The 15,789-nt window shown below is 42.5% G+C and carries 16 protein-coding genes and 1 other annotated feature; of the genes, 7 read left to right on the forward strand and 9 right to left on the reverse strand.

The features are described 5' to 3' along the window. Positions 1-37: 37 nt before the first annotated feature. The 3 genes from PR799_RS16155 (at position 38) to PR799_RS16165 (ending at position 2,200) form a co-directional block, all read left to right on the forward strand. Complete coding sequence (locus PR799_RS16155) at positions 38-1,033, forward strand: aldo/keto reductase (RefSeq protein WP_154628336.1); 996 nt, start codon at positions 38-40, stop codon at positions 1,031-1,033. A 226-nt stretch (positions 1,034-1,259) separates the two neighbouring features. Further along, the gene (locus PR799_RS16160) at positions 1,260-1,478 is read left to right on the forward strand and encodes a hypothetical protein (RefSeq protein WP_154602774.1); all 219 of its coding nucleotides are present in this window, start codon (positions 1,260-1,262) and stop codon (positions 1,476-1,478) included. A 59-nt stretch (positions 1,479-1,537) separates the two neighbouring features. After that, on the forward strand, positions 1,538-2,200 hold the full coding sequence (locus PR799_RS16165) for a hypothetical protein (RefSeq protein ID WP_272522761.1): 663 nt from the start codon (positions 1,538-1,540) through the stop codon (positions 2,198-2,200). 69 nt (positions 2,201-2,269) lie between these two features. Here the strand turns inward: PR799_RS16165 and thrC are convergent, their stop codons facing one another. The 4 genes from thrC to thrL all read right to left on the reverse strand — a co-directional run bounded on the left by thrC (position 2,270) and on the right by thrL (position 7,141). Then, a complete protein-coding gene (gene thrC, locus PR799_RS16170; RefSeq protein ID WP_272522763.1) occupies positions 2,270-3,565 on the reverse strand; it encodes a threonine synthase in 1,296 nt (431 codons plus the stop codon). A gap of 3 nt (positions 3,566-3,568) precedes the next feature. Further along, complete coding sequence (thrB, locus tag PR799_RS16175; RefSeq protein ID WP_272522764.1) at positions 3,569-4,498, reverse strand: homoserine kinase; 930 nt, start codon at positions 4,496-4,498, stop codon at positions 3,569-3,571. Positions 4,499-4,501: 3 nt separating this feature from the next. Continuing rightward, on the reverse strand, positions 4,502-6,961 hold the full coding sequence (gene thrA, locus PR799_RS16180; RefSeq protein ID WP_272522766.1) for a bifunctional aspartate kinase/homoserine dehydrogenase I: 2,460 nt from the start codon (positions 6,959-6,961) through the stop codon (positions 4,502-4,504). Positions 6,962-6,985: 24 nt separating this feature from the next. After that, positions 6,986-7,107 (reverse strand) — a sequence feature (Thr leader region). Beyond that, the gene (gene thrL / locus PR799_RS16185) at positions 7,046-7,141 is read right to left on the reverse strand and encodes a thr operon leader peptide (RefSeq protein ID WP_071992130.1); all 96 of its coding nucleotides are present in this window, start codon (positions 7,139-7,141) and stop codon (positions 7,046-7,048) included. Its footprint overlaps the feature before it by 62 nt. 1,095 nt (positions 7,142-8,236) lie before the next feature. Between thrL and arcA the strand changes: the two genes are divergently transcribed. Together arcA and PR799_RS16195 are read left to right on the forward strand one after the other, a co-directional pair. Further along, entirely contained in the window at positions 8,237-8,953 is a 717-nt protein-coding gene (gene arcA, locus PR799_RS16190; RefSeq protein WP_004905684.1) for a two-component system response regulator ArcA, read from the forward strand. A gap of 146 nt (positions 8,954-9,099) precedes the next feature. Beyond that, positions 9,100-9,903 carry an LEM-3-like GIY-YIG domain-containing protein gene (locus PR799_RS16195; protein WP_154628340.1) on the forward strand — a complete coding sequence of 268 codons (804 nt, stop codon included), beginning with the start codon at positions 9,100-9,102 and terminating at the stop codon, positions 9,901-9,903. A gap of 80 nt (positions 9,904-9,983) precedes the next feature. Here PR799_RS16195 and creA read toward each other — a convergent pair whose 3' ends face one another. Continuing rightward, positions 9,984-10,490: a protein CreA gene (gene creA / locus PR799_RS16200; protein ID WP_154628341.1), complete on the reverse strand. Its 507-nt coding sequence runs from the start codon at positions 10,488-10,490 to the stop codon at positions 9,984-9,986. A 182-nt stretch (positions 10,491-10,672) separates the two neighbouring features. Here creA and robA point away from each other — a divergent pair, with 182 nt between their 5' ends. Beyond that, a complete protein-coding gene (gene robA, locus PR799_RS16205) occupies positions 10,673-11,575 on the forward strand; it encodes an MDR efflux pump AcrAB transcriptional activator RobA (protein ID WP_272522770.1) in 903 nt (300 codons plus the stop codon). Between the two features lie 74 nt (positions 11,576-11,649). On the opposite strand, the gene gpmB is transcribed toward robA, so the two are convergent. Continuing rightward, positions 11,650-12,297, reverse strand: a complete 648-nt coding sequence (gene gpmB, locus PR799_RS16210; protein WP_154628343.1) for a 2,3-diphosphoglycerate-dependent phosphoglycerate mutase GpmB — start codon at positions 12,295-12,297, stop codon at positions 11,650-11,652. A gap of 52 nt (positions 12,298-12,349) precedes the next feature. Here gpmB and yjjX point away from each other — a divergent pair, with 52 nt between their 5' ends. After that, positions 12,350-12,886, forward strand: coding sequence for an inosine/xanthosine triphosphatase (yjjX, locus tag PR799_RS16215; protein WP_154602782.1), 537 nt, complete (start codon positions 12,350-12,352; stop codon positions 12,884-12,886). 104 nt (positions 12,887-12,990) lie between these two features. On the opposite strand, the gene trpR is transcribed toward yjjX, so the two are convergent. The 3 genes from trpR to PR799_RS16230 form a co-directional block, all read right to left on the reverse strand. Then, a complete protein-coding gene (gene trpR, locus PR799_RS16220) occupies positions 12,991-13,308 on the reverse strand; it encodes a trp operon repressor (RefSeq protein ID WP_036950344.1) in 318 nt (105 codons plus the stop codon). Positions 13,309-13,454: 146 nt separating this feature from the next. Next, entirely contained in the window at positions 13,455-15,371 is a 1,917-nt protein-coding gene (gene sltY, locus PR799_RS16225; protein ID WP_272522772.1) for a murein transglycosylase, read from the reverse strand. A 220-nt stretch (positions 15,372-15,591) separates the two neighbouring features. Continuing rightward, on the reverse strand, positions 15,592-15,789 hold a 198-nt coding region (locus tag PR799_RS16230; protein ID WP_272522773.1), incomplete at its 5' end, for a DUF4116 domain-containing protein.

Below are 15,789 nucleotides of genomic sequence, written 5' to 3' on the forward strand. Positions count from 1 at the left end.
TCGAGTGAATCTTTGCCATTTATTTTGGAGGTGAGCCATGCCATATTCTGCTGCGTCACATCGTTACACAGATATGGAATATCGTCAGTGCGGTCGGAGTGGATTAAAGCTCCCCCTTGTCTCTTTAGGACTCTGGCATAATTTTGGTGACAACAAGCCAATTGATAACTGCCGAGCCATGTTAAGGCATGCGTTTGATCATGGGATCACCCATTTTGATCTCGCCAATAATTACGGACCTCCTCCAGGCTCTGCTGAACAGCAATTTGGTCGCATCCTACAACAAGATTTTCGTCCTTATCGCGACGAAATGGTGATCTCCTCCAAAGCAGGTTACACCATGTGGGAAGGGCCTTATGGTGATTGGGGCAGTAAAAAATATTTAGTTGCCAGCCTCAATCAAAGTTTAAAAAGAATCGGCGTCGATTATGTGGATATTTTCTATCACCACAGACCCGATCCTCAAACTCCGTTAGAAGAGACCATGGCAGCCCTTGATTTGATCGTTCGACAAGGTAAAGCGCTTTATGTGGGAATTTCGAACTATCCCGCAGAAACAGCGCAAGAAGCTATCCGTATACTTGATCAACTGGGCACCCCTTGCCTTATTCACCAACCTAAATACTCCATGCTAGAACGTACTCCTGAGGAAGGTCTCCTCGATTTGCTCGAAGAAGAAGGTGTCGGTTCGATTGCCTACTCCCCACTGGCCGGAGGAATTTTAACGGATCGCTATCTCAATGGTATTCCCGCTGATTCTCGTGCAGCAGGTAATCCATCATTACCGCCAGAAAGGCTCACATCCGCTATTTTAGCAAAAGTGAAAAAACTCAATGAATTAGCCTTAAATCGTGGGCAAAAATTGAGTCAAATGTCATTAGCTTGGTTGCTACGCCACGACCGTATTACTTCCGTGCTTATTGGCGCTAGCCGTATCAGCCAAATCGATGATGCTCTCGGCATGATGGAAAATCGTGATTTTAGCCAAGATGAGTTAAAAGCCATTGAGCTGATCCTCGAAGACGCAATCTAAGCCCTTCCCCTATCGCTATCTCTTAAAATACATTTAAGGGATAGCTTTCTATTTATCATCTTTAATTTAAATACAAACGAACGAATAAAATTACAGCTTATTATTTTATATTTATTCAAACCAAATTTGATCTATTAATTATCCGATAACATTCTTTAATTATTTAAGTGAGTCATTTAAGCTTTATTTGCAGTTTAATTAATTCACTTTATAACGAGGAATTTATATGCGTAAAATCTCTACTCTCTTAATCACCTTATTATTCCCTTTATCCGCTCTTTCTATGACTATACCGACCGACTCTCAGCAAACTGCCACCGAATATCTATGGAGCAACGGCGGTAATGGGGGTAACGGTGGACATGGTGGCAATGGTGGTAACGGGGGAAGTGGTGGTAGCGGCGGGCATGGAGGCAATGGTGGAAACGGCGGTAATGGAAATTAAATAAACCCGATTATTTAATTATTTCCCCCCTTCATTCATGAAGGGGGATGGAGGAAACAATGGTTAATCAATCTCTATTTAAATTTTTCTCTATTTTAATTTTTACAGCGACACCAATATTGAGTCACTCCAATAATCTTCATGTTAATAAACCCTATTCATTCCATTTAAATAAATCCATTATTATCGATAATATTTCGCAGTCATATTTTTGTATTCCTTTTTATTGCCAAAATTATTATTTTCATCATTCCGAGAATGGCGTTAATGGCACCCATGGACAACATGGTAGTGGCGGAAACGGTGGTAATGGCGGAATTGGTGGTAATGGCGGCAGAGGAGGTAATGGTCAACATGGTGGAAATGGCGGCAACGGCGGTAGTCATGGTCATGGCAACCACGGAGGTCACGCAACTCCCGGCAGTAATGGAAATGGCGGAAATGGCGGAAATGGTGGTGTACATGGTGGTGACGGTGGACACGGAGGCAACGGAGATGGCCTAGGTAACGGGGGCAACGGCGGAAACGGATCCGTCAATGGTAGTGGTGGCAATGGTGGACACGGAGGAAGTCATGGTGGCCACGGTGGTAATGGAGGAGATGGTGACGGTAGTGGAAATGGTGGGAATGGTGGGAATGCAGGTATTGGGGGACAAGCAGGTAAAGGTGGCAAAGGTGGACCCGATGGCGGACAAGATGGCGAGGATGGTGTTAGTTATTAATTCCCTCATCAAAAAACGGAAGCCAATTCAGCTTCCGTTGTTAACATTTCCTTTCATTGTGAACTTCAATTACTGCTTCGGTGCTAACTTCATTAAAAATTCGCGTAATTGAACGAAATCTGACGGTAAGAAATGAGAAAGCAGTGGCAAATCAGCACGTTCCGCCAGCTCTTTTGGCAGTGAAATTTGTTTATTTAAGATAGCTTCCACGCTTTCTTTAAATTTCGCTGGGTGAGCCGTTCCTAAGAACAGCCCATATTCACCCTCTTGTAGCTGATCACGCAGGACACGATAAGCAACCGCCGCATGAGGCTCGGATAAATAACCTTTTTCATCCAGTTCACGTACAGTCTCTTGAGTCACTTCATCACTCACCGCACCGTAACCCAGCTCTTTTAATGACCAACCTTTACGGCAGAATAATTCTTCAATACGCGGCCAGTTATTTGGTTGGCTGACATCCATTGCGTTAGATAATGTCGCAACGGTTTGATGTGGCGTCCATTTTCCATCGATTAAATAACGCGGAACGGTGTCATTAACGTTAGTGGCAGCGATAAAGCGTTTCACTGGTAACCCCATGGATTTCGCCAGTAAGCCCGCAGTTAAATCCCCAAAGTTACCACTTGGCACAGAGATCACCAGTTGCTCACGTTTTTCGGCTGGGATCTGAGCAACCGCTTCAAAATAATAGCAAATTTGCGCTAACAAACGGCTAATATTGATGGAGTTCGCAGAGTTCAAATACAGAGTTTTTTTCAGTTCTTCATCATCAAACGCGTGTTTAACCATCGCTTGACATGCATCGAAATCATCTTTGATAGCCACAGTATGGATGTTTTTACCCAGCGTACAGAATAGCTTTTCTTGCAGTGGGCTGATTTTACCTTCTGGATATAAGATAACGACTTGAACATTATCCAAACCATAGAATGCATGGGCAACGGCCGCCCCTGTGTCCCCTGAAGTCGCAGTTAAGATAGTCACTGGCGCCCCGCCAGCCACTAGGCCTAACGCTTGTGCCATAAAGCGACCGCCAAAGTCTTTAAATGCCAGTGTTGGGCCGTGATACAACTCTAACGTAGCCACATCATCTTCAACTTTGGAAACAGGTGCTGGGAATGCAAACGCGGTTTTAACACGTTCAGTTAGCTGTTCAGCAGGGATTTCATCCCCGATAAACGCGCTTAAAATACGGCTACTGCGGGTGACAAAATCCAACTTCAGTAATTCATCAATTTCACTGGCACTAAACTCAGGTAAGTCTTGAGGGAAAAATAGCCCCTGCAGCTTACCTAACCCTTGTTTCACGGCTTGCGCGAAGCTGACTTGTTCGTTGTTATCTTTTAAATTATACAGTTTCATCGTTTACCCTATTGTCCTTGCACCCGCCATATCTAAACGACAGATATGCACAAAGCCTTCATCATTTTGAATGTAATGTTGTTGTAGGTACTGCACCATTTCTTCTGCAATTCTTTTATCATCGCAAATGGTAAAAATTGTTGGTCCTGACCCCGAAATGCCACATGCCAGAGCACCAATTTGCTTCGCATGTTCACGCGCCTTCGCAAAACCCGGCAGCAACTGAGTACGGTATGGCTCTGCCACGACGTCTTTGATCATCGTGACCGCTAGCTCTGGCTGGTTAGTATGGCATGCATGGATAAAGCCCGATAAATAGCGTCCATGATTCACAATATCATGGCGAGAATAGCTATCGGGTAAAATAGCTCGCGCTTCCGCAGTGGAAACTTTAATCCCCGGATAAGCCATCACCCAATACCAGTTTTCAAAAGCTGGCACAGGTTGAGAAATAATGCCATTTTGCTCGATGATCAGCTGTAAACCACCCAAATAGCAAGGCGCGACGTTATCATAGTGAATGCTGCCTGAAATACGCCCTTCCAGCTCGCCCATCATGCCAAGCAGAGCCGTTTGGTCAAATGGCTTATCCGCAAACTCATTCAGCGCCACCAGCGCCGCGACGACGGAGCAAGCACTTGAACCTAAACCCGAACCTATTGGCATATTCTTTTCAAGGGTCATTGCCACATTAAGCTTTTTGCCCAGACGCTCGCAAAACAGTTCCCAGCATTGGTAAACAATGTTGTGTTCCATTTTTTTAGGTAGCTTAGAAACAAATCGACCTTGGTTTTCTAATGAAAATGTATTTGCCGCTTCAATACTGACACAGTCACCAAGCAGTGAACCATCAACCGGAGAGACTGCTGCGCCTAGCACATCAAATCCAACGCTCACATTACCAATTGAAGCGGGTGCATAAACTTTGATCACTTCTTAAACTCCCAATTTCCATGATAGGGTACGCAGCATATCCGCAAATACACCCGCCGCAGTTACATCATTACCAGCACCGTAACCTCTGAGAACTAAAGGAATTGGTTGATAGTAGCGCGTGTAGAATGCCAGTGCGTTTTCGCCATTTTTTACTTTAAACAGTGGGTCATTTCCGTCAACGGCAACCATTTTCACCTGACAGCGACCTTCTTCGATAAGACCCACATAGCGTAACACTTTTTCCTCTGCTTCTGCGGCTTTTATCCGCGCTGCAAACTGGGTATCAAGTTGTGGTAAACGCGCCATAAACTCTGCAACACTACCTGAGCTGTCGAAATCAGCAGGGAGTACAGATTCAATATTGATGTCGCTAAGTTCTAATACATAACCCGCTTCACGAGCTAAAATCAGTAATTTACGCGCCACATCCATACCGGATAAGTCGTCGCGTGGGTCTGGCTCTGTGAAGCCTTTTTCTTTCGCTAACGTTGTCGCTTCCGATAAGGACATTCCCTCATCCAATTTACCGAAAATAAATGACAAGGAGCCTGACAAAATTCCGCTAAAGTGAACTAATTCATCCCCAGCGTTCAGTAAGTTTTGTAGGTTTTCGATAACCGGTAAACCTGCCCCTACGTTGGTATCATAAAGGAATTTACGTTTTGAACTTTCAGCCGCAGCACGAAGTTGATGATAATAATCCATCGACAATGTGTTGGCTTTTTTGTTCGGCGTGACAACGTTAAAGCCGTCTTTTAAGAAGCTCGCATATTGCTCAGCAATCTCTTGGTTAGATGTACAGTCAATGATCACTGGATTTAAAAAGTGATATTCACGCTCTAAACGGATCAGACGGCTCAGGCTAAACGCTTCTTTGGCGTCGGCTAACTCTGCTTTCCAATTATCTAAATCAATTCCTTGCATATTGATCAGCATCGCTCTTGAGTTAGCGATCCCACAGACTCGTAGATCAATATGTTTTTGTTTCAGCCATTGCTGTTGGCGATGGATCTGTTCGATTAACGCATTACCTACGCCACCGACACCGACAATAAAGGCTTCAATCACTTGCTCTGCATTAAACAGCATTTGGTGACATAAACGCACCGCTGAAGTGGCAGATTCATTGGCGATCACCGCAGAAATTGAACGCTCAGACGAGCCCTGTGCGATAGCAACGATATTGATATTGCCGCGGGTTAATGCAGAGAAGAAACGTGCGGAGATGCCTTTTAATGTACGCATACCATCCCCAACAACGGAGATGATAGCCAGTTGCTCCATCACATCTAACGGGTCTAATACCCCGTCTTTAAGCTCTAAATAAAACTCTTCTTCTAATGCACCGCGAGCACGCTGTAGCTCATTTTGCGGCACACAGAAGCTGATACTGTACTCCGACGATGATTGCGTGATCAGCACCACAGAGATCCCTTTACGGGACATGACCGAGAAAATACGCGCGGCCATACCGACCATACCTTTCATACCCGGACCAGATACGTTGATCATCGCCATATTATTCAGGTTAGTGATCCCTTTCACTGGCGTGCTAGCATCAGTTTGACCATCACCAATTAGCGTACCCGGCGCACTTGGATTAGTGGTGTTTTTGATCAGGCAAGGAATTTGGAATTGTGCAATTGGGGCGATAGTTCGAGGGTGCAGAACTTTCGCCCCAAAATAGGAAAGCTCCATCGCTTCTTGGTATGACATCCCTTTTAGTAAACGGGCATCAGGCACTAAACGCGGGTCACAAGTATAAACCCCATCAACATCTGTCCAAATTTCACAGCAATCTGCACGTAAACATGCCGCTAATACCGCAGCTGAGTAGTCGGAACCATTACGGCCTAGCACCACCAGCTCACCCTTCTCATTTCCAGCCGTAAAGCCCGCCATCAATACGAAATGGTCTTTAGGAATGTTCAGCTCCGCAATGCGTTTAGTGGACTCATTGATATCGACGGTGGATTCAAGATAGTGACCTTTGGCCAGCAAGCTTTTCACCGGATCAATCACCGTGACTTTATGACCGCGAGCTTTTAATACAGATTCCATGATGGCGATAGAGAGCTTTTCACCACGGCAGATAATAGAGGCGTTGATGCTATCAGGACATTGTCCTAGAAGAGTAATACCATGCAGTACTTGTTTGATTTGCGCGAATTCGTGTTCAGTCAGCTTTTTCAGTTTGTCGTATTCAAAGCCGGGCTGCTTTTCTTTTAAGCCCTTTAAGAGATTAGCAAAAATCATTTCTGCATCACTCACATGCGTGATGACATCCTGACCTGCTGCCGTTTTTTCAATCATCGCCACCAAATGGTTAGTGATTTTCGCCGGTGCAGATAGCACCAACGCAACTTGCCCATCTGCCAATTTGCTTTCCGCGATATCAGCAACATTAAGTACCCGTTCGTCATTTGCGACTGAAGTACCGCCAAATTTAAGCACACGCATGGTATTTCTCTCCTGAATTAGCGCCAAAAAAAAGCCCACATCTTTTTAGGATGCGGGCTTTTTCATTTTTATTTTTTGGATGCGTCAGCCCGCCCCGTTTCCTGTGGTCACGGTGGTGGTGGTAATAATCGTAGTCAGGCTGATGTTACGCATAAAATTTGTTTGTCTCGTAGGGAACATTTAAGTTTCTCCCTATACGGTTAAAGTAATCACACAATAATGTCAAATTTATTTGCATTTATGCCCCCAAAATAAGCGACAATTCAGCTCAGAGATCCACTGCATTCGTCAAAAATATCTTCATAAAAAGAGAGCCATTCTTGAAATGCCAGTTGTAAAATTCATTGATTCTCAAATTAATAGATTTTAATTTTATTTAAAAAACAACCACACTAGCTGCATAAAAAACAATCAAACCTCAAATTTTATGGTGATATTTTAACCGTATTTTTCAGCTGTAAATTTGAAATAAATTGCCATTGATGTCCTATCTATCTCTCTTTCATTAATCTTGATCAATATTCGAACCAACCTTAAAAAATCCTACTTAGTTTCAGATCAAAATTGCACATAAGAAACTGAATAGCCATCTCGTTAATTATAAGCATGCAAATATTAATTCAGATATTTCTGAGGAGTCTTGTTATTTTTTTGTAAAACAAAATAGATTCACGCAAAGCGAGTAAGTGTAATCACCTAGTTTGTCTTATAAAAAACCAAAAATACTTTTTTTACGCGATTTTGATGTGCTAAACGAAATTTTACTCTCTGACAATTTTAAGGTGTTCTGGAGACGCAAAACCACTCACGCGACTTAACTTAAGTTAAATTCAAATATCTTCATCCCTATTCACATCTACCTTTCTTTACGGTATCACGATGAAAAACGTGCATTATCTCTCCTTTTTTCTCTTATTTTTATCGTCTATTCGATATCTCTATAACAAATAATTTTGGTATAATTATCTACCTAACAATCATTGTTAACGTGCTACAATTGATTTTGATATGTATCAACAAAAGTTAGTTTTTTAGGTGGTAAATGCAGTATTAGCTGTTATATTGCTGTTAACAGCCCAATATTGGGAAAGTGCTTAAGTTTTGGTGAGTTTTATGACCTTCAGCCTAATGGATAGGCAACGTTAAGTCACTGAAAAATGTAAAGACAAATTTATACTCATAGACGTGTTTTTCCAGATAACCATACCAACAACCACCTAACTGGAAACGGCCTATGGGTTCAGTATTTTTATTTTAATACTTTAGGTAGCAAATATGCAGACCCCACACATTTTGATCGTTGAAGACGAGATTGTCACACGTAATACGCTGAAAAGTATCTTTGAAGCGGAAGGTTATGTTGTTCACGAAGCCACCGATGGTGAAGAAATGAACAATGTTCTTTCAGAACATGACATCAACTTAGTGATCATGGATATTAACTTACCAGGCAAAAACGGCTTACTGCTGGCTCGTGAACTACGTGAGCAAGAAAGTATCGCATTAATGTTCTTAACTGGTCGTGATAACGAAGTTGATAAGATTCTTGGCCTTGAAATCGGTGCTGATGACTATATCACCAAACCATTCAACCCACGCGAATTGACTATCCGTGCACGTAACTTACTGTCCCGTACTATGAATTTAGCGGGTGGTACAGAAGAACGCCGTCTGGTTGAGAGCTATAAGTTCAATGGCTGGGAATTAGACATTAATAGCCGTTCATTAGTGAGCCCTGCTGGTGAGCACTACAAATTACCTCGTAGTGAATTCCGTGCAATGCTTCACTTCTGTGAAAACCCAGGCAAAATCCAAACTCGTGCAGACTTACTGAAGAAAATGACGGGTCGTGAGTTAAAACCTCATGACAGAACAGTCGATGTGACTATCCGTCGCATTCGTAAGCATTTTGAGTCTACACCAGATACCCCAGAAATCATTGCCACCATCCACGGTGAAGGCTACCGTTTCTGCGGCGATTTAGACGAATAATATTATTCTGCTTAATAAAAAAACCGGCGCAAGCCGGTTTTTTTATTTGGATCTAAAATAGAAAAGATATTATATACAATTAATCAATTAAGATTATTAGCCGATATAGACCTATCTATAAATAAATTATTGATAGGTAGAATTCAATGAATGATTTTAGCCAATATAAAAACACATTAAGTAAACTAAAGTTTTATGTGTATGCCCTATGTGAAGTGAGAAACAATACTCGAATTCCTTTTTATATCGGGAAAGGTACAGGCTCTCGTTGTTTAACACATATTAAAGATGCATTAGCAAGTGATAAACCATCAAGAGAGGAAGACCAAAAGCTAAAACGAATTTATGAATTACATAAAGAAAACTTACTGGGTATTGATATTCTTTGTCACGGTTTAGATTCAGACACCGCTTTTATGGTAGAAACAACTTGTATAGACTTATACGGGATTGAGGGTTTAACCAATAAAAACAATGGTAAAAGCACCAGTAATGACATTGATATTCTCAAGCAAGGGCGATTAACATTAGAAGAAACAGCTTCACTTTATTCACCGGAAGTTATTAATATTTCAGATATTAAGCACCAAGGTATAGGGTTTATTTTAAATAAGCTTTATAGATTTAACATGAGTGAACTTGAATTATTTGAAGCAACTCGTGGAGTATGGCATAACCCCCCACGAAAAAACCAAAATATAAAATATGCTTATGCTACCTATAACAATATCATTAAAGAAGTGTATGAAATTCACTCTTGGGTAGAAGCAGGTACTCAACAATACTTTACTCGAAATATCACTCAAGAAAGTGGGCGTTGGGAATTTATTGGCAGAAAAGCAAGCGATGAAATCCGCTCACTTTATGTGGGTAAAAGCATAAAACGAGATAGAAATTATGCTCAACCATTTTTCAAAGTCGGCTTTCATAATTCAGATACACAAATCTAGTGAGTTATACTTTCTGAAGCCATTCAAAAATCGCCACTGACTTTAAACGTAATCAGTAGCGATTTTTATATCAAAAAGAATCACCACGGCATAATTGGTACGGCGCTTAACGCATTTTTAGGCGAGCCGTCGATCATCTTATCGGAATAGGTCAAATAGACGAGTGCGTTACGTTTAGGATCGTAAAAACGAACCACTTGGAGCTTTTTAAACACCAGTGACGTTCTCTTTTGGAAAACTACCTGCCCTTTTTTCGGATTACGTTTCACTCGGTCATTTAGCTCAATAGGACCCACTTGTTGGCAGGAAATGGCAGCATCCGAGGTATCTTCCGCTAATCCAAGCCCGCCTTTAATCCCGCCCGTTTTTGAACGGCTTAGGTAGCAAGTCACATTGTCCACATCTGGGTCATCAAAGGCTTCAACGACTATTTTATGGTCAGGGCCCAGCACCTTGAATACAGTATCAACTGAGCCGATTTCTTCTGCGGCTGCCATAAAAGATAGTGCAGACAACATTGTTCCCAAAATGAGGTTTTTCAGTGTATTACCTTTCGCAATGCCTTTTTTAAATTTGGAAGAACGCATACAGTATTCCCTTTTCAGCTTAACATCTGAATTTTAAATAACCTAAACGACAATAATTCTGTTTATTAACTAATTCTTAAATACAACTCATTTACTATAAACGAAAAAGGTAACTTGTTATAGAATAGCCACTCATTGATTACTCATATCGGTTCTATGAGTCGTATTGCTTGGGGATATCCATGGATCAAACAAATATTATTCGCGACCTTCTTCGTTGGATAGATGATAACCTTGATAAACCATTATCATTAGATAATGTTGCCGCAAGAGCGGGTTATTCAAAGTGGCATTTACAGAGAATGTTCAAGGATGTGACCGACCAAGCAATTGGTGCTTATATTCGCGCTAGACGCCTATCTCGTGCCGCGGTTGCACTGCGCTTAACGAGCCGTCCCATTCTTGATATTGCATTACAGTATCGATTTGATTCACAACAAACTTTCACTCGCGCTTTTAAAAAACAGTTCAATCTGACGCCAGCGTTTTATCGCCGTACTGAAGAGTGGTGCGCAACCGGTATTTGTCCGCCGATTGTATTAGATGAACATTCTCCATTAGATTATGAATTTGTCACGATGGTCGAGCAGCCATTGGTTGGTTTGGAGCAAAGTTGTTCCTATGTGCTCGAAGAGTGGTCAACTGCCTGCTCGCAAATGCGTCAATCATTCTGGCGCTATTATTTAGAGCACACCACCAAAATCGCTTCCGAAGTCTTTGGTTTGCATCATGCGATTCATAGTGCCGAGAAAGATGATGAGCAAACGGTGTTTTACACCACCGCGGTGAAACCCGAAGATGCGAGCTTTAGTAACACCGAATATAGCCATGTTACGATCCCCGCAGGCGAATATGTGAAATTTAATTATCGTGGCGAAACGACGAGAGAAAGAATGCAAGAGTTCCTTTACCATGTTTATGGAGTCTACTTGCCAAAACTGAATCTTACTCGCCGTCCAGGCTATGATGTAGAACACTACAAAATCAAGAATGTGACGCACAATGAGATAACGGATACAGATCCAAGAACTCATATTGAAGCATTCAGCTATTATGTTCCAATCAAAAAGCCTGAAGCTCACTAAACAATCATAACCAACACTTAAAACAAAGGCGTTTCATATACTGAAACGCCTTTTTCTTTTTCGCTGCTTTATTCTTAACCTTGCTGCTCATCAAGGGCTGGTTGAGAAAGGTGCGTCACTTCTCCCGCCGTTTCCACAATCCAGCCATTGGCTAACCATGGGCTATTTTGATAATCAACGCGAGATAGTGAACAGTTACGCAGGCGTAAACGACGTGGGGAGTTTGCTGGTACGCCTAAGATACGACTGAGTAATGTGCTGAGCGCCAAGCCGTGACTGACTAACAGTGGACGGCTTCCTTCTGGCAATTCAAGACAACCATTTAACGCAGCAAACATGCGCGTGAACAGTTCGTCCATCGATTCCCCTTCAGGAATACGACCACCTTCGGCACCATTTATCAGGCTTTGGCGCCACTGTTCTTCCTGTTCAGACAGCGAGCCAATTTCTCGTTGCTCCAAGACTCCCATATTTAATTCACGCAGACGCGGTTCTGTGATAATTTCACACCCGCACACTTGTGCAATAATTTGTGCAGTTTCAAGTGTGCGTCCCATATCACTAGTGATAATATGGGTAATACCTTCGGATTTAACCCGTTGAGCGACCTGCATTGCCTGTTGACGACCTAAAGCAGTCAAAGGGCTATCAGATTGTCCCTGTATGCGACGAGCAACGTTCCATTCAGTTTCGCCATGGCGAACAAGATAAACCTGTAACATAGATGTGTTCCGTTATTACTGTACAAAGTATGTGTTCAAAGGAAAATAATTAATGTACCAAGTTATAGCTGCAACGACGAATCCCGCCAAAATTAAAGCGATTCAACTTGCCTTCGATGCCGTTTTTGGGCCAGGCAGTTATCAAATTGAAGATATTAATGTCGATAGCAGCGTTCCACAGCAACCTATCGGTAATAATGAAACCCGTACAGGAGCAAGACAACGTGTGATGGCATCACGCCAAGTACGCCCAGAAGCTGACTTTTGGGTAGGTATTGAGGCGGGTGTTGAAGATGACATGACATTTGCATGGATTGTGATTGAGCACCATCAAATCCGTGGAGAATCACGCTCTGCCAGTATTATGATCCCAGAAAAAGTCCTTGCAGGGATCCGTGAAGGCCGTGAGCTGGGTGATGAAATGGCTGACCTTACTGGTATTGATAATATCAAACAACAAGGCGGCGCGATTGGCTTTTTCACCAACGGCGTATTGACGCGCACCAGCGTTTATCAGCAAGCGCTAATACTGGCTTTAGTTCCTATTAAACACGAAATTTATAAAGAGCTAAATCACATAGAAGACTAATTATACTCAAAACGATTTAAAATGCATGTGGGGCTCTTAGCAATAAGAGCCCTACATTTATTTTTCGAGAATAATCATTGGTTGCATTAAAAGATAATCAAAAATTACAGTAGCTTAGATTCCAGCCACTCTTTTACCGGAATAGGGGCTGACTTCAAACTGTTTGAGCCGCGAGTAATAGTGGCAATACCTACGCCGAGCTCATTTTTTAATTCACGCTGACTCATTTCACCGCGCATTAATTCTTGAACAATCCTAACGCGAGTTCCTAAAGCCGTCCGTTCATCCGGTGTGAGTAATAGCTGAAGAATCGAATCCTGTATATTTTGCTCAAAGGCCATTTGCAGTAGTTCCACAAAGCGTTGCCAATCCGCATTTTCATCGGCGGTTAACGCCGGGTCTGGTTTATATTCTACAGTCATCATCCTACCCTTCCATACTATTAAACTAGTACAAATAATAGCACAGAACACTATTCCGTAGAACATTATTTCGTATAGTTAAAAATACAGTGCTCATCTTGTTGAAGGTAAACCAAACCGACCAACAAGATGAAATACCATACAAATTAATACTTCATATTCCATTCGTTCACGGATAACACATTGCCTTTTTCACCTAAGAAATGTTTATAAAACAAATCGTAAGAGAGAACATTCTTCACATAACCACGGGTTTCTGCAAACGGAATACTTTCCACAAAAGCCACCGCATCGATACGCCCTGCGCTGTTACCTAACCAGCGAGTCACTCGCGATGGACCTGCATTATACGCCGCGCTGGCTAAAATACGGTTATTGCCAAATTGCTGATAAACATCGTCAAGATACGCGGTACCTAACTCAATATTCATCACAGGGTTGGTCAGTTGCCCTGAATTCACATAGCCAGTAATACCTTGTTTTTGCGCCGTATGTTTTGCGGTCGCAGGCATTAACTGCATTAAGCCTGTCGCTCCAACTGGCGATTGTGCTTGCGGGTTCCATGCGCTTTCTTGACGAGCAATGGCCATCGCATAGCTTTTTTGGATCATTTTACTACGAGTGTAATTATCAAACTGTTTTTCCCACGCCAGTGGGAAACGCTCTTCAAGGTGATCCCACAGTTTTGCGGTGATCGTCGCTTGAACGCTTAGATCTGCCCATTTATTATCGAAGGCATAACGGGCGAGTTGCTCTTGTTGATTAGGAGACATCGAAGAGACCAAATAGATCCACTCGGAGCGCGCCAGATTATCCATCTCCCAATACATTAACTCACGGATGCGCTGAATTTGCGGCATGTTGTGAATACTGGAGTCAGGTTTCACGGCTTTATTCACCATGACTGGGTAATCCATTTTTAGCTGCTGAGCGGCCACCATTGGGTAGAACCCACGCTTCGAGGTTAACTCTCGCAGTATGCTTTCACCTTCCGCCGTTTTACCTTGGTCAATCAAGGTAATAGCTTGCCAATATTGCCACTCTTCTTTATTTTTCACGTCGTTAGGTAATTGACGCAGCCATGACGCTAACCCTGTTTTATCCCCTTCTCCCAGCGCTAAACGTACGCGGCGTTCTTTTAAGGCTGCGGAGTTGGTTTCGCGGATCACTTCATCACGCCACATTGCCTGCTCAGGAGTCACATCAACCCCCATATATTGCCACGCAACGCTGTCTTTCATTTGCTGGTTTTCTGCCATATTCATTTTTTGGGCAGAACTGATCCCCGCTAATGCCGTGCGAGCAGCATCAGGAGATTGACGCGCATAGCGGCTAAATCCAGCTAATGTGGCTTGACGCGTAAAATCCGTCGGCGTCAATGTTTTCGCAAACGTGACAACCGAAGCGGGGTCATTTTGTAGTTTGACCAGCGCATCAGAGATAGTTTTGTAGCTGCTTGGTAATCGCTTCGCGAGGTAAGTTGCTGTGGACGTATTACCCTCTTTAATCGCAAGGTGAATACGCGCCAAAATCATATCCGTTGAAAGATATCCGGCTTTTTCCCACTCAGTAAATAGCTTATCGCACGCTGCTGGCATGGAATTACCATTGAGCCACATTTTTTCAGCACCCTGCCACGCAACCTGTTTATTTCCCGTCGCCCAATTCGCAAAATAGAAATTACATTGCGCTTCCGCAGGTTGTGGTGGCTCAGGACTAAATGCCAATAATGATGTCCACTCTTGGCGACGCGCCAGCTCATTCACAAACCGGCTTTTGAGGGTTTTCGCCACAGGTAACGTTGGGTATGCATCGATAAACTCTTGCGCTTGTCTTGGCGAGATAATATCTAAATCTTGTGACAGCTCGCGGTATTCTAAATATGGATACAGCGGATAATCACGTAAGGTTGGCATTAAGCGTTCAACTTCATCCATTTTATTGGCATCCCAAGCAAGCTTAATTGCCTGATAACGTTCACGTTGTGCCTGTAAAGAATCCGCCCAAACTGCTGTAGAGACTAACAACATTGTTACCGGGACCGCCGCTAACCAACCTTTCATATTAATTCGCTCCATCGCTTAAATCTTGTTAGAGATTGACCTCAAACATACATAAAGCATTTATTAGATACATCAATAATGTTAATGCTACCTAAAGTTTTCAGCCAGCGACAGAGGAGATTTCTTGAATTTATCGAGTTTACGATCCTTTACTTAGAACACACCACATGACCTTAAATTATTTTGGAACCATTGATATTAATTCTGGATGTTTTTTAAGTCATTCAGACATACTGAGCAGTGGGTCACACTTAATTAATTTATTTACAAAATTAGGATCACCTTTTAACCTATCAGAAGCATATTTAAGCAAACTACCATCCTGTTCCACTGCAAGAGCCACTATATCTTCGTTATCTTTTAACCTATCAGAAGCATATTTAAACAGACTACCATCCTGTATCACTGCAAGAATCAC

The sequence above is a fragment of the Providencia sp. PROV202 genome, from assembly GCF_028479565.1.
GTDB lineage: Bacteria > Pseudomonadota > Gammaproteobacteria > Enterobacterales > Enterobacteriaceae > Providencia > Providencia zhijiangensis.